17 protein-coding genes and 1 tRNA gene are annotated in these 20,297 nt (G+C 68.7%); 13 read left to right on the top strand and 5 right to left on the bottom strand.

The features are described 5' to 3' along the window. Positions 1 to 123: 123 nt before the first annotated feature. Positions 124 to 1,305: a M24 family metallopeptidase gene (locus tag IQ292_RS00305; RefSeq protein WP_203308320.1), complete on the bottom strand. Its 1,182-nt coding sequence runs from the start codon at positions 1,303 to 1,305 to the stop codon at positions 124 to 126. Beyond that, complete coding sequence (locus tag IQ292_RS00310; protein ID WP_203308321.1) at positions 1,302 to 2,546, bottom strand: NAD(P)/FAD-dependent oxidoreductase; 1,245 nt, start codon at positions 2,544 to 2,546, stop codon at positions 1,302 to 1,304. The genes IQ292_RS00305 and IQ292_RS00310 overlap by 4 nt, the downstream gene beginning before the upstream one ends. Before the next feature lie 172 nt (positions 2,547 to 2,718). On the opposite strand from IQ292_RS00310, the gene IQ292_RS00315 reads away from it, so the two are divergent. The 4 genes from IQ292_RS00315 (at position 2,719) to IQ292_RS00330 (ending at position 7,830) form a co-directional block, all read left to right on the top strand. After that, on the top strand, positions 2,719 to 3,369 hold the full coding sequence (locus IQ292_RS00315; protein WP_203308322.1) for a GntR family transcriptional regulator: 651 nt from the start codon (positions 2,719 to 2,721) through the stop codon (positions 3,367 to 3,369). A 109-nt stretch (positions 3,370 to 3,478) separates the two neighbouring features. Continuing rightward, positions 3,479 to 4,036 (top strand): PAS domain-containing protein, encoded by a 558-nt coding sequence (locus IQ292_RS00320; protein ID WP_203308323.1) that lies wholly within the window; start codon positions 3,479 to 3,481, stop codon positions 4,034 to 4,036. After that, the gene (locus IQ292_RS00325) at positions 4,017 to 7,451 is read left to right on the top strand and encodes a CheR family methyltransferase (protein WP_203308324.1); all 3,435 of its coding nucleotides are present in this window, start codon (positions 4,017 to 4,019) and stop codon (positions 7,449 to 7,451) included. The genes IQ292_RS00320 and IQ292_RS00325 overlap by 20 nt, the downstream gene beginning before the upstream one ends. Then, on the top strand, positions 7,444 to 7,830 hold the full coding sequence (locus tag IQ292_RS00330; protein ID WP_203308325.1) for a response regulator: 387 nt from the start codon (positions 7,444 to 7,446) through the stop codon (positions 7,828 to 7,830). The genes IQ292_RS00325 and IQ292_RS00330 overlap by 8 nt, the downstream gene beginning before the upstream one ends. A gap of 273 nt (positions 7,831 to 8,103) precedes the next feature. Here the strand turns inward: IQ292_RS00330 and IQ292_RS00335 are convergent. Further along, positions 8,104 to 8,180: transfer RNA gene (locus IQ292_RS00335), tRNA-Pro, on the bottom strand. Between the two features lie 211 nt (positions 8,181 to 8,391). On the opposite strand from IQ292_RS00335, the gene yajC reads away from it, so the two are divergent. The 4 genes from yajC to IQ292_RS00355 all read left to right on the top strand — a co-directional run bounded on the left by yajC (position 8,392) and on the right by IQ292_RS00355 (position 11,797). Next, positions 8,392 to 8,730 carry a preprotein translocase subunit YajC gene (gene yajC / locus IQ292_RS00340; protein WP_203308326.1) on the top strand — a complete coding sequence of 113 codons (339 nt, stop codon included), beginning with the start codon at positions 8,392 to 8,394 and terminating at the stop codon, positions 8,728 to 8,730. Continuing rightward, complete coding sequence (gene secD / locus IQ292_RS00345; protein WP_203308327.1) at positions 8,730 to 10,322, top strand: protein translocase subunit SecD; 1,593 nt, start codon at positions 8,730 to 8,732, stop codon at positions 10,320 to 10,322. The genes yajC and secD overlap by 1 nt, the downstream gene beginning before the upstream one ends. 127 nt (positions 10,323 to 10,449) lie before the next feature. After that, complete coding sequence (gene secF / locus IQ292_RS00350) at positions 10,450 to 11,421, top strand: protein translocase subunit SecF (RefSeq protein WP_203308328.1); 972 nt, start codon at positions 10,450 to 10,452, stop codon at positions 11,419 to 11,421. A 4-nt stretch (positions 11,422 to 11,425) separates the two neighbouring features. After that, complete coding sequence (locus tag IQ292_RS00355) at positions 11,426 to 11,797, top strand: Mth938-like domain-containing protein (RefSeq protein ID WP_238940695.1); 372 nt, start codon at positions 11,426 to 11,428, stop codon at positions 11,795 to 11,797. Here the strand turns inward: IQ292_RS00355 and IQ292_RS00360 are convergent. Then, entirely contained in the window at positions 11,779 to 12,966 is a 1,188-nt protein-coding gene (locus IQ292_RS00360) for a glycosyltransferase (protein ID WP_203308330.1), read from the bottom strand. The genes IQ292_RS00355 and IQ292_RS00360 overlap by 19 nt on opposite strands. Positions 12,967 to 13,121: 155 nt before the next feature. Then, a complete protein-coding gene (locus IQ292_RS00365) occupies positions 13,122 to 13,943 on the bottom strand; it encodes a class I mannose-6-phosphate isomerase (protein WP_203308331.1) in 822 nt (273 codons plus the stop codon). Positions 13,944 to 14,038: 95 nt separating this feature from the next. Between IQ292_RS00365 and IQ292_RS00370 the strand changes: the two genes are divergently transcribed. The 5 genes from IQ292_RS00370 (at position 14,039) to ligA (ending at position 20,099) form a co-directional block, all read left to right on the top strand. After that, positions 14,039 to 14,989, top strand: a complete 951-nt coding sequence (locus IQ292_RS00370; RefSeq protein WP_203308332.1) for an outer membrane protein assembly factor BamD — start codon at positions 14,039 to 14,041, stop codon at positions 14,987 to 14,989. A gap of 265 nt (positions 14,990 to 15,254) precedes the next feature. Then, on the top strand, positions 15,255 to 15,518 hold the full coding sequence (locus tag IQ292_RS00375) for a hypothetical protein (RefSeq protein WP_203308333.1): 264 nt from the start codon (positions 15,255 to 15,257) through the stop codon (positions 15,516 to 15,518). A 98-nt stretch (positions 15,519 to 15,616) separates the two neighbouring features. Continuing rightward, positions 15,617 to 17,275: a DNA repair protein RecN gene (gene recN / locus IQ292_RS00380; protein WP_203308334.1), complete on the top strand. Its 1,659-nt coding sequence runs from the start codon at positions 15,617 to 15,619 to the stop codon at positions 17,273 to 17,275. A 351-nt stretch (positions 17,276 to 17,626) separates the two neighbouring features. Beyond that, the gene (locus IQ292_RS00385; RefSeq protein ID WP_203308335.1) at positions 17,627 to 17,926 is read left to right on the top strand and encodes a hypothetical protein; all 300 of its coding nucleotides are present in this window, start codon (positions 17,627 to 17,629) and stop codon (positions 17,924 to 17,926) included. A 40-nt stretch (positions 17,927 to 17,966) separates the two neighbouring features. Beyond that, complete coding sequence (gene ligA, locus IQ292_RS00390; RefSeq protein ID WP_203308336.1) at positions 17,967 to 20,099, top strand: NAD-dependent DNA ligase LigA; 2,133 nt, start codon at positions 17,967 to 17,969, stop codon at positions 20,097 to 20,099. The last annotated feature ends 198 nt before the right edge of the window (positions 20,100 to 20,297 follow it).

Here is a 20,297-nt window from a genome sequence, read left to right on the forward strand (position 1 = left end):
CGCTTCCGCTTGTGCCACCAAGCTGTCCCCCCACCCGTTGAGCGAACCATATAGGTTCGCCCAACGGTGAAGACAAGGACGCGTGCCGATGACCGGCGTTTTCGGATCAGTCTCGGCGCCGGCTCATCCGAACGGCTCTGTCAGCGATGGCTGCGGCTCGGTGAACCAGGCCGCGCCGTCCGCGGTGACATGGAAATGATCCTCCAAACGGACGCCGAACCGGTCGGGTACGACGATCATCGGCTCGTTGGAAAAACACATGCCCGGCGCCATCGACGTATGGTCTCCGCGCACCAGATAGGCCGGCTCGTGGATGGACAGGCCAATGCCGTGACCGGTGCGATGCGGCAGGCCGGGCAGGCGATAGTCCGGCCCAAGGCCTGCCGCAGCGATCACGTCGCGTGCCGCCGCGTCAGCCGCCTCGCACGGCACGCCCGGCGCGGCGGCCGCGAACGCCGCCGCCTGCGCAGCCTTTTCGATATGCCAGATGGCCTCGACCTCCGCGCCGACGTTGCCGAACGCATAGCTGCGCGTGATATCGGAATGATATCCCTGTACCGTGGTGCCGGTGTCGATCAGCACCAGCTGATTTTCCTCGAGAAACTGCTCGCCCGGCAGGCCGTGCGGAAAGGCGGTCGCTCGGCCGAATTGAACGATGCAGAAGGTGCTGCCCGTGCCCCCGGTGATGGCGCGGTGCGCGGAATCGATGAACCGTACCACCTCGGCCGCCGCCATGCCGGGGCGCAGGATCCGCGCGGCACGGGCCTGTACCTCCAGCGTCATCGCCTTGGCTTCCGCCAGCAACGCCAGCTCCGCCGCCGACTTGATCATCCGGCAACCGTCGATCGCGGCGGCGCCGTCGATCGCGTCGAGCCCCAGACGCCGCAGCTTCTCGCCCCAGGCGAAGGGCAAGAGCGGATCGATCGCGATCCGCGCGCCGCGCGGCACTGCGTCGGCGACCAGCGCCGTGGGATCCTCGTCCTCCTCCCACAGTCTCAGCTCCGCCGCGATCTTCAGGTCTGCGCGCAGCGTCCCTTCCTCGAAACGCGGGCAGACGATCGAGGGCGCGCCCTGCACCGGCAGCAGCAGCGCGACCATCCGCTCGCTCGCGCCCCAGGGTATGCCGGTGAAATAGCGAAGCGATGCGCCCGCGTGGACGAGCAGCGCCTCCGCCCCAAGCGCTTCGGTCAGCCCGCGCGCCTTCCCCAGCCGCACCGTATATTCGTCCCCGGAAATGGCGGCGGCGCGGGTGGCTGGCGGCCGGATCGCGGCGAGTTCGGCAGCGGCATCGGAGGTCGCGATCATGGCAGAGGTCCCGTCAGGCGTTCGAGGGCAAAGGGCGTCAGGTCGATCGCCGGCGTCTCGCCGCCGATCAGCTGTCCCAGCACTTCCCCCGTGACCGGTCCCATCGTCAAGCCGAGGTGCTGGTGACCGAACGCATAGAAGAGGTTGTCGACACCTACCGCGCGCCCGATGGCGGGCAGATAATCCGGCAGCGTCGGCCGCGCACCCATCCACCGGCTGACCACCGGGCCGACCGGGAGCCGCAAGGCCGCGACATGCGCCTCGAGCCGTTGCCATTTGCGGGGGTCTGCCGGCGCATCGACACGACTAAACTCGACGAAACCCGCGGCCTGCACGCAATCGGCATAGCGGGTGACGATCATCGAACGATCTTCGAACACCAGCGGGATACGGTCTGCAGGCCAATCGCCGGGCGCGAAGCGGACATGATAGCCGCGTTCAGCGATCATCGGGACGCGCCAGCCGATCGCGCGGATCAGATCGCGCGAGCCGATACCGGCCGCCACGACGATCCCATCCGCTTCGACGCCTTCGCACACGATCCGGTCCCCGGCGCGATGCAGCCGCGCCTCCGCGGCGACGCGCGTCACGCCCGCACGGGCGAGCGCCCCATCCAGCGCATGCGCAAGCTGGTCCAGGTCGGTGATCCGGCCGGTGCCCACGAAACGGATCGCGTCGACAACCGCGGGGCTCAACCGGCGCAGCGCGGCATGTCCCGCCGCGTCGACATTGCCCGGACGTGCCGTACCCGTATTCGCCTGCGCCCAGGCCCGCCGGCCCGCGTCGGCGCTGCGCGCGCTTTCCCAGGCGACTTCGTGACCATCGAGCGCGACGAGTCCGGGCGCGCCGATCGCCTCACCAAGCCGTCGCCACGCGGGCGCTGCCTCGCAAAGCAGACTGCCGAGCGCCCTCGCGCCCGCGGCGACCTGACGTCGGCTGCTGGCACGGACGAGCCGGAGCGCGAACGGCAGCCAGCTCCGCGCCATCGCCGGCGGCAGTGCGAGCGGGCCGCCGCGCAGGAACAGGCGGCGCGGCGCGGATCGCAAGGTCGCGGGCGATGCAAGGGGCACGACCTGTTCGGTCGCGATATGGCCCGCATTGCCCCACGACGCCGCGCCCGCCCCTTCCAGGTCGATCAGCGTCACCGCGATGCCGCGCGCGGCCAGTTGCAACGCGATGCTCCGCCCCACGATACCGCCGCCTATCACCGCGACGGATGCGCACCTGCTCGTTTCACCCATTGCCCGCGCCTATCGTATACGAAAAACCCGCGCAACCGCTCTTCCCGTTGTCGCGTCGCGATCGGCGTGGCATGACGGACGCGCAGTAGGTGATTGATCCCGCGACCGCCTTCTGAAATGTCTGCATCTTTGACGGACTCACCGTCCGGTCCCTCGGAGGTTTTCCCTTTTCATGACCATCGTCGTGCGCACGTTGTCCGATCAGGTATTCGAGATCGTGCTCGAACGGATCGTGTCGGGCGACATTCCGACCGGCTCGCCGATCCGGCAGGACGCGCTGGCGGCGGAGCTCGGCGTCAGCAAGATACCGCTACGCGAGGCGCTGGCGCGCCTTGAACAGGAAGGGCTACTCGTCAGCCAGGCCAATCGCGGCTATACCGTACGACCGATGTCGGCCGAACAGGCGGACGAGATCTATGCGCTGCGCCTCGCGATCGAGCCGGCCGCCGCCGCCTGCGCCGCCGCCGAAGCGACCGCCCGTGACCGCGCGGAGGCGGAGGCCGCCTACCACGCACTTGACGCCGCGGCAGCGGAGAACCTCACCGAGGTCGCCGTTCGCAACCGCGATTTCCATACCGCTTTGGTCCGTCCGGGCGGACGCGTGTTGACGACGCAGCTCGTCGAGCGTCTTGCCGTTCTCGCCGAACGCTATGTCATCGCGCATCTCCAGCCCGCGGGCCGGGAGGATCGGGCGCATGTCGAGCACCGACAGATGATCGACGCCTGGCTTGCCCGCGATGGAAAGACGGTGGAAGCCCTGGTGACGCAACATCTATCCGCCACCCGCGACGACCTGCGCGCGCAATTCGGCGCCTCTCAGTGATCGATGTCGCCACGCCGCGGCCGCGCAGGGATACGAAGCAGGCCGTCGCACGTACAACATGGATTGCATCGCACGGCGGATGCTGCTTAGGCGGAAATAAGGCTAGAGTGTGACCGGCGACGTACCCAATCATCTGCGCGATTTCTTCGAAAGGTCGCATATCGCGCTCGCCCTGGCATCGGCGGAGGGTGACAACCCGCTGTTGCTCGTCAACGGCCCCTTCCGCGCCCTTACCGGTTACGACGACGCCGACGTCATCGGCCGGAACTGCCGCATGCTGCAGGGCGACGCTCCCAACGAGGAGCCGCGCGCGCGCATCCATGCCTTCCTCGACAAGGAGGCGGAGAAGAGCGTGCGCACGCCGCTCGTCAATTTCCGCAAGGACGGCTCGCCGTTCGTCAACCTGCTCTTCATGTCGAAGCTGCGCGCGCTGGGCGGCGGCGTGCGCTATGTCTTCGCCTCCCAGTTCGACATCAGCCGCTCCCAGCCCGAGCTGCTCGCGGACTATGACGAGACGCTGGGGCGCACGCTCAAGACGCTGACACCGGTGCTCGCCGAAAGCGGCATCGTGCTGGAGGGATCGCTGATGACGATCGCCAACACCGCCGCCACCGTCGCCCAGGCCAAGCTGACGCTATCGGACCTCGATGCCACCTCTTTCGGCTGATCCGGCAGGCGACAGCGCGGCGCTGCCGATCGTCGGCATAGGCGCTTCGGCTGGCGGGCTGGAAGCATTGCGCGACATGCTCGCGCCGGCCCGCGCGCCGACGGGCATGGCCTTCGTCGTGGTCCAGCACCTCGACCCCAATCACGAGAGCATGCTCGCGCAGCTGCTCGATCGCCACACCAGCCTTGAGGTCCTGCAAAGCGAGGGCGGCGAGAGGTTGCAGGCGGATCGCGTCTACATCATCCCCCCCGGCCATGGCCTGGCGATCCGGAAGGGCGTGCTCCATCTCACCGATTTCGCCCAGCCGCGCGGCCTGCGCCGGCCTATCGACGATTTCTTCCTGTCGCTGGCGACGGATCAGCAGGCGAACGCGGCCTGCGTCATCCTGTCGGGTACGGGCGCGGACGGCACCACCGGCCTGCGCGCGGTCAAGGAACACGGCGGCGTCTGCGTCGTGCAGCAGCCCGAAACCGCGCGCTACGACGGCATGCCGCTGTCCGCGGTCGGCACCGGTCTCGTCGATTTCGTCAAGACGCCGGGCGACATCCTGGGATGCCTGACGACCTTCTTCAGCCGTCGCTCCGGCGCGAGCGAGGCGGACGCGCAGGAGGCGAGCGTCGTCGCCGACCATGTCGACGACCTCTGCCGCGTGCTACGCACCGCGATCGGCCACGATTTTTCCGGTTACAAGCGATCGACGCTGATCCGTCGCGTCGAGCGCCGCATGCATGTGCTCGGGATCGAGACGGGACGCGCCTATCTGGAGCGCGTTCGCCGCGACAGCGACGAGTGCGAGGCTCTGTTCCGCGATCTGCTGATCAACGTCACCCGGTTCTTCCGGGACGCTGAATTCTTCGAGACGCTGCGCACGCGCGTGATCGAGCCTTTGCTGCGGGATCGGGCACCCGACGAGGACGTGCGCGTCTGGATTCCCGGCTGCTCCAGCGGCGAGGAGGCATACAGCATCGCCATGCTGTTCGCGGAGGCGGCGCGCACCACCGGTCAGCCGCTGGCCGTGCAGATCTTCGCCACCGACATCGACGAACAGATGCTCGGCCAGGCGCGTGAGGGGACCTATCCCGCCGCCGCGCTCGCGGACATTCCGGCGGCGCTGCGCGAGCGCTACACGATCCTGCACGCGGACCGCTTCACCATCGTGCCGCACATCCGCGACATGATCCGCTTTTCGAACCATAGTCTGGTCAAGGATCCGCCCTTCTCGCGGATCGACCTGCTGTCCTGTCGCAACCTCCTCATCTATTTCGACGATCGCCTGCAGCAGTCGATCATGCCGCTGTTTCATTACGCGATCCGGCCGGGCGGCTTCCTGTTCCTGGGTCCGTCCGAAAGCGTCGGCCGGTTCGATCATCTCTTTCCCCCCATCGACCAGCAGGCGCGGTTGTTCCAGCGTTCGCCCGGCGCGCCGAGCTATCCGATCGACCTGCCCGGCAGCCCGCGCCACCGGACGCCCCGCCGGGAGCGCGAGGATCGGGGCAACAGCAGCCTGGGTGACGAAAGCGCGGTCGTACGGCGGCTCGTCGACCGCTACGCGCCGCCCGCGCTCCTGCTCGACCAGGACGGCGGCATCCTCGCCGCGTTCGGCAAGCTCGGCCGCTATTTCGAGTTTCCCGTCACCCGCACGGGAGGATCGAGCGCGGTGACGCTCGCGCGCCCCGGCCTGCGGAACGTGCTCGGCCCGCTGCTTCGCCAGGCGCGCGACGAGAAGAAGCGCCATGTCGCGCGCGACGTGGCGGTCGAAGGCGACTTCGGGACGCAGACCGTCGAGGTGATCTGCGACCCCCTTGCCGACGGCAGTCTGCTCTTCGTGTTCCGCGAAAACGGACCGTTCCAGCCCGCGCAGGACCGCGACCTCAACGATCTCGAGCCGGGCGACGATCATGTCGAGGCCCTTGAGGACGAACTGCGCCTGACGCGTCACCGCCTGCGCTCGGCGGTCGAGGAACTGGAGACCGCGAACGAGGAGCTGAAAAGCTCCAACGAAGAAATGATGTCGATGAACGAGGAGCTCCAGTCGACGAACGAGGAGCTTTCGACCGTCAACGACGAATTGAAGGGGAAGGTCGACCAGCTGACCATCGCCAATTCGGACCTGCGCAACTTCTTCGAGACCACCAGCCTGGCAATGATCGTCGTCGACGCCGAGCTGCGCATCCGCAGCTTCACCGAGGCAGCGACTGCGATCTTCCCGCTCAAGCCGACAGACCGGGGCCGCCCGCTCACCGACGTGACGACGCGACTCGCGACCAGCGACTATCTCGACGACGCGCGGCACGTGGCGGCGGGGACCGAGCCGACGCAGCGCCGCGTCGTCAGTCGCGACGGCAAGAACGTCTTCTCGCTGCGCGTCCTGCCCTATCGTACGCCGGCCGGCGGGATCGACGGCGCGACGCTGCTGCTCACGGACATCACCGAGGCCCTGGCGCTCGAGCGACAGCTCGCGGCGGAACGCGAACGTCTCGATCTCGCCGTCAAGGCAGGCGGCATCGGCGTATGGGAATATTGCCCCGAGACGGGGGAGACGATCCTCGACGCGGTCGAACATCAGCTGTTCGACGTCAGTGGCGAGGAGGCGACCCGGATGGACGACCTCATCGGCCGTATCGACGAGGCGGATCGGAGCCATGTCGAGGAAGCGCTGCGCCGCACCGCCGCCGGCACCGGCGATTTCGAGGCGAGTTTCCGCGTTCGGCTGAAGGACGGCAGCGTCCGTTGGATCAAGGGGTTCGGGCGCCTCGTCACGGATAGCAGGCCGGCCCGCCTGGTCGGCGTGTCGATCGACGTCACGCCCGAATATGCGGTCGCCGAAACGCGCGAGTTGATGCTGCGCGAGATGAACCATCGCGTGAAGAACCTGTTCGCGATCGTCGGCGGCATGGTCACCGCGGCGGCACGCAGTCACGACGATGTGCGCACCTTCGCCAACGATCTGCGCGAGCGCATCGCCGCGCTCGGCCGTGCGCATTCGCTCGCCTCGCCGACGGGCGAACAGCAGGCGATCGACCTGTACGGATTGTTCGAGGCAACGCTCGCACCGTATCGTGATCATGCCGGGATCGAAATGACCGGTCCGAACGTTCTCGTGTCGCGGGATTGCCTTTCCCCCCTCGCGCTGATGTTGCACGAGTGGGCGACCAACTCCGTGAAATACGGCGCGTTGGGCGCCGGACCGGCGGGTCGCCTGACGATCGGCTGGCATTTGGAGGACGATGCGCTGGTGGTCGAATGGAACGAAAGCCGCCGGTCGGGGACGCAGATCGCGCCGGGCAAGGGCTTCGGCACGCTGCTGGTCGATACCTCGGCCCGCCAGCTCGGCGCATCGGTAAGCCGCGAGATCGCGGACGACCATTACCGCCTCGTTTTGTCCCTGCCGCGCGCCGTCACCGTCGATGGCTGACCGGGTGATGCTCGTCGAGGACGAGCTCTTCGTCGCGCTCGACGTCCAGATGACGGTGGAGGACGCCGGGCTGACGGTCGAGGGCCCCTATACCTCGCTCGCGGAGGCCGAAGCGGCGATCGCGCACCTCGACCCGCATGCGCTGCTCTGCGCGATCCTCGACGTGCGGCTGCGAGACGGCGAGGTCTTTCCGGCCGCCGACCGGCTGAAGGCGGCAGGCGTGCCGATCATCTTCCATTCCGGCCATGCCGATCAGCAGGCGTTGCAGCGCCGCTATCCCGGTGCGCTCGTCTGCGGCAAGCCGTGCTCGCCGGGCACGCTCCGCAACAGCATCGAATCGATCGCGCAGCACGGACCAGACCAGCACGCGGCGGAATGAGGTAGCTGCGCCGCGACGCGGGCCGGCGGAGCAGGTCATGTGCGTCATGTTCCATGAGCCCGCACGACCGGAGGTCGCGACGCGCGATCGCCGATGCCTAGCGCTTAGCCAAGGGATATTCACCCCGCACCGTGTCCCGCTACTCGGAAAGGCTGGCAGGACCACCCGACGCCCGTAAGCGAGGCAAGGCCGCCGCGTCCCCTTACTAGGGCGCGCCACGGGAACGACTCCGGTACGACCCCGGATATCACCCAGTCTGCGAAATCGATGAAATGGTCGGGGCGACAGGATTCGAACCTGCGACCCCCACACCCCCAGTGTGATGCGCTACCAGGCTGCGCTACGCCCCGACCGATAGGTCCCGCCACTTGGATGCGCGGCCGGACCCGAGCGGCGGCCTGTAGGCGGCTCGGCGCGGCAACGCAACCGTCTTCATCGCGAATGTCGCCGCGACGGTCGCCACCCGCGGCAAAGATTGCGCGCCGGCCCAACCAATGCTAGCCCGCGGCGCTTCCTGTGCGGGGAAATCTTTCCGCCGCCGATCAGTCATGCACGGACCAGATGATCATCTCTCCCGCTTATGCCCAGGCCGCCGGCGGCGCCGCTGAATCGGGCGGTCTCGCCTCGTTCATCAGCCTCGCACCGCTCTTTCTCGTCTTCATCGTCTTTTACGTGCTGATGATTCGTCCGCAGCAGAAGCGGATGAAGACGCTCCAGCAGTCGGTCGAGGCGGTGAAGAAGAACGACACCGTCGTCACCGCCGGCGGCATCGTCGGCAAGGTGACCAAGGTCGAGGATCGCTATGTCGAGGTCGAGATCGCGCCGACAGTGCGCGTCCGCGTCGTCAAGGCGACGCTGACCGAGGTGACCAGCGCCAATTCCAAGCCGGCGAACGACTGATGCTGGACTTCCCCCGCTGGAAGGTCACCGCGATCTGGGCGCTGCTCGCGGTGCTCTGCGCGCTCGCCATTCCGAGCTTCTTCTCGGAAGAGCAGACCGCGCATTGGCCGATCCACCCGCGTATCAACAAGGGCCTCGACCTCGCCGGCGGCAGCTATCTGCTGCTGGAGGCGGACACGCAGGATCTCGCCAACAGCCGCATCGAGTCGATGCGCGACCAGATCCAGGGCACGATGCGCAACGGCACCCCGCCGATCGCGATCGGCGACATCTCGACGCGCGGCGGACAGATCAGCTTCATGCTGCGCGATCCCACACAGGTCGACGCCGCGCGCGAGCGGCTGCTCGGCATCACCGGGACCGGCGCCGGCATGACCGGCCAGCGCGAATGGGACATCCAGGTCGTCGACACCAGTCGCTTCGTCGTCACACCAACCAAGGCCGGCCTCGACCAGGCGGTGAAGACCGCGATGGACGACACGACCGACGTCGTGCGCAAGCGCATCGACGCGCTCGGCACGCGCGAGCCGACGATCGTGCGCCAGGGCGACAACCGCATCGTCGTGCAGGTTCCCGGCCTCGGCAATCCGCAGCAGCTCAAGGAGCTGCTCGGCAAGACCGCCAAGCTCGAGTTTAAGCTGGTCGACACCACCGCCAACCCGGTCGACGTCGCCAAGGGCATCGCGCCGATCGGCAGCCAGATCCTGCCCTATGCGACGCCGGGCCTGCCGCCGATCGCGGTCAAGCGCCAGGTGATCATATCCGGCGACCAGCTCGCCGACGCGCGCCAGGCGTTCGACCAGCAGACCAACCAGCCGAACGTCCAGATCACGTTCAACGCCGTCGGCGGCAACCGCTTCGCGCGCATCACGCAGCAGAACGTCGGCAAGCCGTTCGCGATCATCGTCGACAACAAGGTGATCTCCGCGCCCAACATCAACGAACCGATCCTCGGCGGCTCGGCGGTGATCAACGGCGGCTTCACGGTCGACAGCGCCAACCAGCTCGCGATCGCGCTGCGGTCGGGCAAATTGTCGATCAACCTCAAGGTCATCGAGGAATCGACCGTGTCGGCCAGCCTCGGCAAGGATTCGATCCATGCCGGCATCATCGCCTGCGCGGTCGCGGTGGCGCTCGTCGTCGCCTTCATGTTCCTGACCTATGGCCGGTTCGGCCTCTACGCCAATCTCGCCGTCGTCATCAACGTGTTCGTCATCCTCGGCGTGCTCGCCGTGCTGCATGGCACGCTGACGCTGCCGGGCATCGCCGGCTTCGTGCTCACCATCGGCACCGCGGTCGACGCCAACGTGCTGATCAACGAGCGCATCCGCGAGGAACGGCGGCGCGGGCGCAGCGTCGTGCAGGCGGTGGAACTCGGCTACAAGGAAGCCAGCCGCACGATCTTCGAGGCGAATGTCACGCACGCCATCTCCGGCGTCATCATGTTCGTGCTCGGCTCTGGCCCGGTGAAGGGATTCGCGGTCGTGCTGCTGATCGGCATCTGCACCTCGGTGTTCACCGCCGTCACCTTCACCCGCATGCTCGTCGCGCTGTGGATCCGGCGCAACAAGCCCAAGACGATCAACATATGATCGCGCGGGCCATTCCCTCCGTCGTCATCCCCGCGCATGCGGGGATCCAGACGCGCATCGCCTCGGAAGAGTCGCAAACCTTCGCCAGAATGGATTCCCGCCTTCGCGGGAATGACGGATTGCTGTCATGAAACTCCTGAAGATCGTCCCCGACAACACCAACATCGACTTCGTGCGGCTGCGCGGCTGGGCGTTCGGGCTGACCCTGCTGCTCAGCGTACTCGCGGTCGGCGTCACGCTCGTGAAGGGCCTCAACTTCGGCGTCGATTTCGCCGGGGGGCTCAGCATCGAGGAGCGTTTCGCGACGCCGCCGGCGGAGGACAAGGTGCGCAGCGTCGTCAACGGCCTGGGCGTGGGCGAGGCGTCGCTCCAGCAGCTCAGCGACCCGCGCTCGCTGACGATCCTGCTGCCGGTGCAGGAAAGCGCGGACGAAGGCGCGACCAATGCCGTCGTCAAGAAGGTCGAGGCCGCGCTGGCGCAGGCCTTCCCCGGCGCGACCTTCTCGCGCTACTCGACCGTGTCCGGCAAGGTGTCGGGCGAGCTGATCCGCCACGGCGTGCTCGCGGTCGTGCTCGCGATCATCGGCATCGGCCTGTTCGCGATCTTCCGCTTCGAATGGCAGTTCGGCGTCTCGACGATCGTCGCGATCGTCCACGACCTGCTGATGACGCTGGGCTTCTTCGCGATCACGCGGTTCGAGTTCGACCTCAACATCGTCGCCGCCGTGCTGACCATCATCGGCTATTCGATCAACGACAAGATCGTCATCGACGACCGCATCCGCGAGAACATGCGCCGCTATCGCAAGATGGACATGCGCGAGATCATCAACCTGTCGGTCAACGAGACGCTGCCGCGCACGGTGATGACCTCGGTGACGATCCTGCTCGCGCTGGTCGCGATGCTGCTGCTCGGCGGCCATGTGCTGCGCGGCTTCACCGCGGCGATGATCCTGGGCATCGTCGTCGGCACCTATTCGTCGATCTACGTATCCTCGTCGCTGCTCATCACGCTCGGCCTGCGCGCCGATCCGCGGGCGGAGAAGGTGTCGCAGAGCCCGATCGACAATGCCGAGCGGGTCGCCCCGCGCGATCGCTGACGTCATGCGGATGGAGCGCGAGAACCGGGCGGGCGGGCCGATCGTCCGCGGCTTCGCGGGGAACGGCTTCCGGGTCGAGGACACGGCCTATCGCGCCTTGCTGCTGACCGTCGATCGGGCGGCCGAATGGTCGCCCCCGCCGCTGGCCGATCTGGACGAGGCGGCGCTCGGGCCGCTGATCGCGGATCAGCCGGAGTTCGTGCTGATTGGTACCGGCGCCACGCTCGTCAGGCCGCCGCAAGCGCTCGTCGCCGCCCTGGAAGCCCGCGAGATCGGCGTCGAGGCGATGGACAGCCGGGCCGCGGCACGTGCCTGGGGCGTGCTGCGCAGCGAGGGTCGGCGCATCGCCGCCGCCCTCTACCCCCTCGACGCCTGAGCCGCACGCGCGTCGACCAGCGCGCCGAGGTGCGCCGCGAGCGCCGCGCCGTTCGCTTCCCAACTGAACCCCGCCGCCATCGCTGCGACCGCGTCCTGCCGCGGCGGGTCCGCCAGCAGCGCCGCGATCGCCGCCGCGAAGGCGGAAGGATCGCGCGCGACGATCCGCCCCGCCGCCGGCGCGGTCACGACCTCGCGCGCGCCGCCCGCGTCGGCAATGACGATCGGCGTGCCGCAAGCGAGCGCCTCGACCCAGGCATTGGCCAGCCCTTCCGACGTGGAGGCGAGCGCCATGATGTCGGCGGCGGCGAGCAGCTGAGGCATCGCGTCGTGCGGCACGCCGCCCAGTATCGTGACCCGGTCGGCGATACCCAGCCGCGCCGCCTGTGCCGCGAGGCGTGCCGCCTCCGGCCCCTGCCCCGCGATGTGCAGCCGCACGCCGGGCAGCCGGGCCACGGCATCGATCACGATGTCGTGCCCCTTGCGCGGGATCAGCGCGCCGAGCGACACGACCAGCGGCCCCTCGACGCCCTGTTGAGCCCTCAACGTCGCGCGATCGGCCGGCCGGAAGCGCGCCTGATCGATGCCGGTGTGATGCACGCGGATGCGAGCCCTGGGCATGCCGATCGCCGACATGTCGTCGCGCATCGCGTCGCATACCGCCAGCAGGCCGTCCGCCGCCCGCCCCGCCGCGCGCACCTGCGCCGCCGTCGCGGTCGCGTGTCCCCAATGGTGGATATCCGCGCCACGTGCCTTGATCGACACGGGTACGCCATAGCGCCTTCCCAGCGCCACGGCGGCCGGTCCGTCTGGGAAGAAAAAGGATGCGTCGATCACGTCGAACGCGAAATCCGTGCGCAGCCGGTCCAGCAGCGGCACCAGCACGCGCGTCAGCGCGGCCACATGCCAGCGACCGCCCGTCCCCGGCAGCGTCACGAAGCGCGGGCGCAGCACGTCCAGACCCGCCCAGTCCTGACGGAATGGTAGGGCCGCCAGCGCGCGGTGGCCCGCTTGCCGCAGCGGCCAGGGCGGTAGGCCGATCGGCGCGACGACCCGCACCGCAACGCCCGGCTGCGCCGCCAGCGCCACGGTCTGCCTGGCGACGAACTGACCGAAATTGGGCCGGCTCGCGTCGGGAAACAGGGAGGACAGCGTCAGCACGCGAAGCATGGCGCTCTCCCTACCCGTGCGTTGTTAACCCTGCGTAAGTGACGGCCAGCGCATTCGCGCGAACGTCCCACCCCGCCAATGGCCGGAGCCCCGTCGGGCTGTTGGCGACGAGGGCCGGGCCGCCGTTGCGCATCGCCGCCCCAGCCCCGCCCCACTCAGAGCCGCCGCGTGCCCGGATAGGCGAACAGCAGGTCCGCCTCGCCTTCCGCCGCGATCGTCTCGCTGCCGGTCACCGTGACGCATTCACCGGCCTTGAAGGCCACGCCGGCGACGACGCCCGACCCGGCGATCGGTACCAGCCAGCCGGTCGTGCCTTCGGGCAGGGCGACCGATCGCCCGCCGGTCCAGCGCTCCAGCACGAACTTCGGCCCCTCGACCAGGATGGTGCGACCCGGCTCCACCTCGCCCGGCGAGGTGATCGGCCGGTACGGCTCGAGATGCGCGACGTCGACGCCGTCCTTCAGGTGCAGCTCGCGGTCGCTGCCGTAATCGTACAGGCGATAGGTCGTCTCGGAATTCTGCTGCACCTCGATCAGCGTCAGCCCGCCGCCGATCGCGTGGATCGTGCCCGACGGCGCATAATAGAAATCGCCCGCCTTGACCGGCACCCAGTCGAGGTCCGATTCGATCGTGCCGTCGCGCGCGTCCGCGCGCAGCGTCTCCTTGTCGATCGGCGCCTTCGGCCCGAGCGCGATCGTCGAATCGGGCTTTGCCGCCAGGATCGTCCAGCATTCGTCCTTGCCACGCGGCAGCCCGCGCGCATGCGCCTGCTCGTCGTCGGGATGCACCTGCACCGACAGTTTCTGCCCGGTGAACAAATATTTGATCAGCAGTTCCGGCGTGCTGTCGCCCGGCTCCTGGAACCAGATCTCGCCGACCGGATCGCCGCCCTCGGGCGCATCCTCGAACCCGAAGCCAAGGTCGTGCCGTCCCCAAGGCTTTTCGACGCGATGGGTATGGAGCAACGTGGCAGGCATCTGGGGTCCTTTCGCAGGGCAGGAAAATCGCCGGCAGCAACGAACGAGGAGGGGGATTGTTCGCTGGCTCCCGCTTACGCTAAGAGCCGTAGCCGATGCGTATCCCCCAGTCCAAGGCGCTGACCGTCGCGCTGCTCGCCGCCCTTGCCCTGCCGATGGCCGGCTGTGCGCGCAATCGCGCGAAGAACGACCTGCCCTATGTCGCGCGCGACGTCGGCACGCTCTATTCGACCGCCAAGCGGCGGCTCGACCAGGGCCGCTACAAGGAGGCGGCGCAGCTTTTCGACGAGGTCGAGCGCCAGCATCCCTATTCGATCTGGGCCCGCCGCGCGCAGCTGATGAGCGCGTTCAGCTATTATCTCGACCGCGACTACACCAAGTCGATCCAGTCGGCGCAGCGCTTCATCTCGGTGCACCCGGGCAACCGCGACGCGCCCTACGCTTATTACCTCGTCGCTCTGAGCTATTACGAACAGATCCGCGACGTCACGCGCGACCAGAAGATCACGCGCCAGGCGCTCGACGCGCTCGGCGAACTGACCCGCCGCTACCCCAACACGCGCTATGCGTCGGATGCGCGGCTCAAGATCGACCTCGTCAACGACCATCTCGCGGGCAAGGAGATGGAGATCGGCCGCTTCTACGAGGTGCGCGGCCAGTGGCTCGCCGCGACTTTGCGCTTCCGCACCGTCGTCGACAAATACCAGACGACGACGCACGTACCCGAGGCGCTGATGCGCCTGACCGAAAGCTATCTGGCGCTCGGCCTGCCGGGCGAGGCGCAGAAGGCGACCGCGGTGCTCGGCGCCAACTATCCCGGCACGGACTGGTACAACCACGCCTACAAGCTGATGGAAGACCATCCGTACAAGCCCGCCGCGGCGGTCGCCGCCGGTCAGCCGATCGTGCCCGTCGGCACGCCGGGCGCCGCGCCGACGATGCCGGGCGAATCGCGCAAGGGCGGCTCCGCGCCGAGCGCGACCAGCGCCGGCCCCAGCCCCGTCGGCCCCGCCGGCAGCACCAGCGCCGGCCGCCCGACGAACTGAGGACAAGGGCGGCGGTGCGCGCCGGGCGATTGTTTCGCAACGCCGCCTTCGGAGCGCCTCTTAGAGTACCGCTCGAGCTGTTCACGCACGCCGGAGGGATAGGCCTCGGCGCACTGAAAGCCAAAGAGCGCGCTCCAAGATTGCGCCTCAATGTCCGCGAAGTGAAGGGATGCGGTAGATATCGCCGGACGGGGTTTAGCATCCCAGACCAGTCCCGCTAGTCACACACGATCGCACATGGCAGCATCGCCCTATGCGGATAGCGATGTGGATTACCGTTCTCCTGGCGATGATGATCTGGGGCGGCGTGATGATCTGGTCGGCATGGCGTGCAGCATGGCTCCGCGGCGCAGCAGGGGGTATTACAGCCATTGTGACGCTGCTCATCGTCTCGGCCGCAGCATTCGGGGCACACCCGATCGCATATGGCATTACACTCGCACTGACCCTGTTCTTTGGTGGCGCGATGGTCATAATGGGCTTGATCGCTTACGGCGTCCGGATGATCGTGCGGCTAGACGGCGAATAACCGAGACGTCCGATCCTGCGCATATCCCCACAGCTCCGCAAAAAAACAGAACATTTAAGGATCAACATCGCGTCCCGGCCGCGCTATATCCGCGCACGATGCTGACTGCGCTCTCAATCCGCGACGTGGTGCTGATCGAGGCGCTCGACCTCGAATTCGGGTCCGGGCTCGACGTGCTGACCGGGGAGACCGGCGCGGGCAAGTCGATCCTGCTCGATGCGCTCGGTCTCGCGCTCGGCGCGCGGGGCGAGAGCGGCCTCGTCCGCCACGGCGCCAGCCAGGCGACGGTGACGGCGACCTTCGATCCGCCCACCGGCCCGCTGCGCGCGTTGCTCGACGACAATGGCATCGACGTGGAGCCGGGCGAGCCGCTGCTCGTGCGCCGGCTGGTCAAGGCGGATGGCGGCAGCCGCGGCTTCGTCAACAACCAGCCCGCGGGCGCCGCGCTGCTGCGCGAGATGGCGCCGATGCTGGTGGAGATCCACGGCCAGCACGACGATCGCGGCCTGCTCAATCCGCGCGGCCACCGCGCGCTGCTCGACGCCTTCGGGCGCGTCGAACCCGCCGAGGCCGCGCGCGCCTGGGCCGCGTATCGCGAGGCGGAAGGCAAGCTCGCGGCTGCCCGGGCGGAGATCGAGACCGCCGCGCGCGATCGCGAATGGCTGGAGCATGCAGTCGCCGAACTCACCGCACTCGCCGCCGCGCCGGGCGAGGAGGAGGCGCTCGCCGACAAGCGGCGCGGCATGCAGCGTGCGGAGAAGATCGCCGACGAGCTGGGCGCGATCGACGACTATCTCGATGGCTCCGATGGCGCGCTGTCGCGCCTGCGCCAGGCGGCGCGGGTGCTGGAACGGATCGCGGAGGACCATCCCGCGCTCGCCGAGGCGCTGGCCGCGATCGACCGCGCGGTGATCGAGGCATCGGTAGCGGAGGATCGTCTGCGCGAGGCGCATGGCGCGCTCGCCTTCGATCCGCGCGTGCTCGAGGAGGATGAGGCGCGGTTGTTCGACCTGCGCGGCATGGCGCGCAAGCATCGCGTCCAGCCGGACGATCTGCCCGCGCTCGCCACCGAGCTGCGCGAGCGGCTCGACCGGCTGGAGGCGGGCGAAGGCGGCATCGCGCTGCTCGAGGCTGCCGTGGCTGCGGCGCGTGCGGACTATGACGCCGTGGCGGACGTGCTCTCCGCCCGGCGACACGCCGCCGCGGAGCGGCTGGACGCGGCGGTGGCGAGCGAACTCGCGCCGCTCAAGCTCGATGCGGCACGTTTCCGCACTGTCGTGCAGACGCTGGGCGCGGACGGCTGGTCGGCGCATGGCAAGGACCGCGTCGAATTCGAGATCGCGACCAACCCCGGCGCCCCCTTCGCGCCGCTGGCGAAGATCGCGTCGGGCGGCGAATTGTCGCGTTTCATCCTCGCGCTCAAGGTCGCGCTGGCGGAGGAAGGCGGCGCGGCGACGATGATCTTCGACGAGATCGACCGCGGCGTCGGCGGCGCGGTGGCGAGCGCGATCGGCGAACGCCTCGCCCGCCTCGCCGAACGGACACAGCTGCTCGTCGTCACCCATTCGCCACAGGTCGCGGCGCGTGGCGCGGAGCATCTGCTTATCGCCAAGAGCCACGACGGCACGGTGACGCGGACCGGCGTGCGAGTGCTCGGCGAGGACGAGCGTCGCGAGGAGATCGCGCGGATGCTGTCCGGCGCGACCGTGACCGACGAGGCGCGCGCGCAGGCGGAGCGGCTGCTGGAAACGGCCTGACGCTACGCGCGAGACCGATCGACGGCCGACTTGGCCTCTCTTGCCCACAGGAATGCCACGTATGCCCGGATCTTGCGGAGACTGGCCTCGCTGACGGCCCACCCCAAACCCCTTTCGTAAGCGGATGAGAACGTGTCGTTCACATCGCTCGCCCCGGCATTGGCGCCGAAGACGCTACCGATCGTGAGGGACACCGTCAGATCGGCGAGCGGGGCGAAGCGCGCCGGCAGCTCTGCCGCCCTGCCCAGCGCGCCAAGCGGCGTTTCCCGGTCGCCTCACGCATCTTGGCCGCATAAGATTTTCGACCGGGTCCTCTTGCACCAGGCGGCGGCCGGCCCGACCAAGGCCACCATGCCCATCCGGGACACCGAATCGCGCGTCGCGCTGGCGATGCTGCCGCTGGGCGCGCTGCTCAGCCTCGCCTCCGCGGGCGGGTTCGTCGCCGTCGTGGTGCTGGCGCTGGACATGGCGATCCGCCAGCCGGCGGATGCGCGGCTTTGGCTGCTCTGGTGCCTGCCCGCCGCCGCCGCCGCCGCCTGGAACACGCGCAAGGCTATCGAGGTGATGGCGACCTTCGACTGGCGGGTCGCGGTGCCCGTGGTCCTGCTCTCCGCCGCGATCCTCGCCGCCTACCCCGGCTGGTGGCTGTAGCGGCTTGCCCGATCGGGGGCGCCTCCCCTAGGCCACCCGCATGACCGACCTGCCCGCCAACGATCGCGAAGCCGCCGCCGCGCTCGAGTCGCTCGCCGCCGAGATCGCGCACCACAACCGCCGATACCATGCGGACGACGCGCCAGAGATCAGCGATGCGGACTATGACGCGCTCGTCCGCCGCAACGCCGCCATCGAGGCCGCCTTCCCGCATCTGGTCCGCGCCGATTCGCCCAGCCGACTCGTCGGCGCGGCACCGTCCGGCCACCTCGCCAAGGTCGCGCATGCGCGACCGATGATGAGCCTCGACAACGCCTTTTCCGACGAGGAGGTCGCCGAGTTCGTCGCCCGCGTCCGCCGCTTCCTGCGCCTGTCGGACGCGGAGCCGGTGGCCCTTACCGCCGAGACCAAGATCGACGGCCTGTCCTGCTCGCTACGCTACGAGGGGCGCCGCCTGACCCAGGCGCTGACCCGCGGCGACGGCGCGGTGGGAGAGGACGTGACGGAGAATGTCCGGACGATCGCCGACATACCGCCCGCGCTGCCCGCCGGCGCGCCCGATCTGTTCGAGATCCGCGGCGAGGTCTACATGGCCAAGGCCGATTTCGCCGCGCTCAACCGCCGGCTGGCGGAGGAGGCGGCGGCCGCGGGCAAGGAGGCGCGCCAGTTCGCCAATCCGCGCAACGCGGCCGCCGGGTCGCTGCGCCAGAAGGACGCGGCGGTCACCGCCAGCCGCCCGCTCAGGTTTTTCGCGCACGGCTGGGGAGAGGTGTCCGCCCTTCCCGCCGACACGCAGAGCGGGGTCGTCGCCGCGATCCGCGGCTGGGGGCTACCGATCGCCGACGGCTTCACCCGCGCCGAGACGGCGGCGGAGGCGCTGGCCGCCTATCGCGTGATCGAGGCGCGCCGCGCCGACCTGCCGTTCGACATCGACGGCGTCGTCTACAAGGTCGATCGGCTCGACTGGCAACAGCGTCTCGGCCAGGTCGCCCGCGCGCCACGCTGGGCGATTGCGCACAAATTCCCCGCCGAGCGCGCGCAGACCACGCTCAACGCGATCGACATCCAGGTCGGCCGCACCGGCAAGCTGACCCCCGTCGCACGGCTGGAGCCGGTGACGGTCGGCGGCGTGGTGGTCACCAATGCGACGTTGCACAATGCCGACGAGATCGGCCGGCTGGCCGTGCATCCGGGCGACCGCGTCGTCTTGCAGCGCGCGGGCGACGTCATACCGCAGATCGTCGAGAACCTGTCCCGCGACGAGGCGCGCGCGCCCTGGCCCTTTCCGACGCACTGCCCCGAATGCGGCTCGGCGGCGGAGCGCGAACCGGGCGAGGTTGACTGGCGCTGCTCCGGCGGTCTGATCTGCCCGGCGCAGCGGGTTGAGCGGCTGCGCCACTTCGTGTCCCGCCACGCGCTCGACATCGAGGGCCTCGGGATCACCAACATTGAAAGCTTCTTCCGCGACCGGCTGATCCAGACGCCCGCGGACATCTTCCGCCTGTCGGAGGACATGCTGCTCGCGCGCGAGCGCTGGGCGGCGGTGTCGGCCCGCAACCTCATCACGGCGATCGACGCGAAGCGCAATCCGCCGCTCGACCGGTTCCTGTTCGCCCTCGGCATCCGTCATGTCGGCGAAGTGACCGCACGCGACCTTGCCCGCCGCTGGACGAGCTGGGGCGCGCTGATGGCGATGATCGAACGCGCGATCGCGTTGCGCGACGCGACGGTCGCCGCCATCGGCGAGAGCGACGACAAGCACCTGGCGCGGGTCGCGAAGGCGCTTGCCGGGGTGGTGGACACCAAGCAGGTCGGGCCCGAGGTCGCTCTGGCGCTGGTCGACTTCTTCGCGGAACCGCACAACCGGGACGCGGTCGACGATCTGCTGACCCAGGTCACGCCGGCCGACGTCGTGTGGCGGACGCGCGAATCGGAAGTCAGCGGCAAGACGATCGTCTTCACGGGCAAACTGGAGACGCTGAGCCGCGACGAGGCCAAGGCACAGGCGGAGGCGCTTGGCGCGCGGGTCGCGGGATCGGTTTCGGCGAAGACGGACCTCGTCGTCGCCGGCGCGGACGCGGGATCGAAGCTGAAGAAAGCGGCGGATCTCGGCGTCGCCGTCATCGACGAGGCGGCATGGAACGCGCTGGTCGCGGGGTCGGCAAACTCCTGATCCGCCGCGTTTCATCATCCCCGTTCTGGTCCTGCTTCGGCACCAAAGCGTTGCGTTTTTGCAACGCAATACGGTCAACATGACAGGAACGACACTCGCGACTCGCCATTGTCACATAACAGAAATATCCCCGGCGCAAGGGCGCGGGCGACGGCAAACATGCTGGCCGCGATTCCGAGCATAAAGCTCAAAGGGGAC

The organism is Sphingomonas beigongshangi (assembly GCF_016820445.1).
In the GTDB taxonomy this organism is placed as follows: Bacteria; Pseudomonadota; Alphaproteobacteria; order Sphingomonadales; family Sphingomonadaceae; genus Sphingomonas; species Sphingomonas beigongshangi.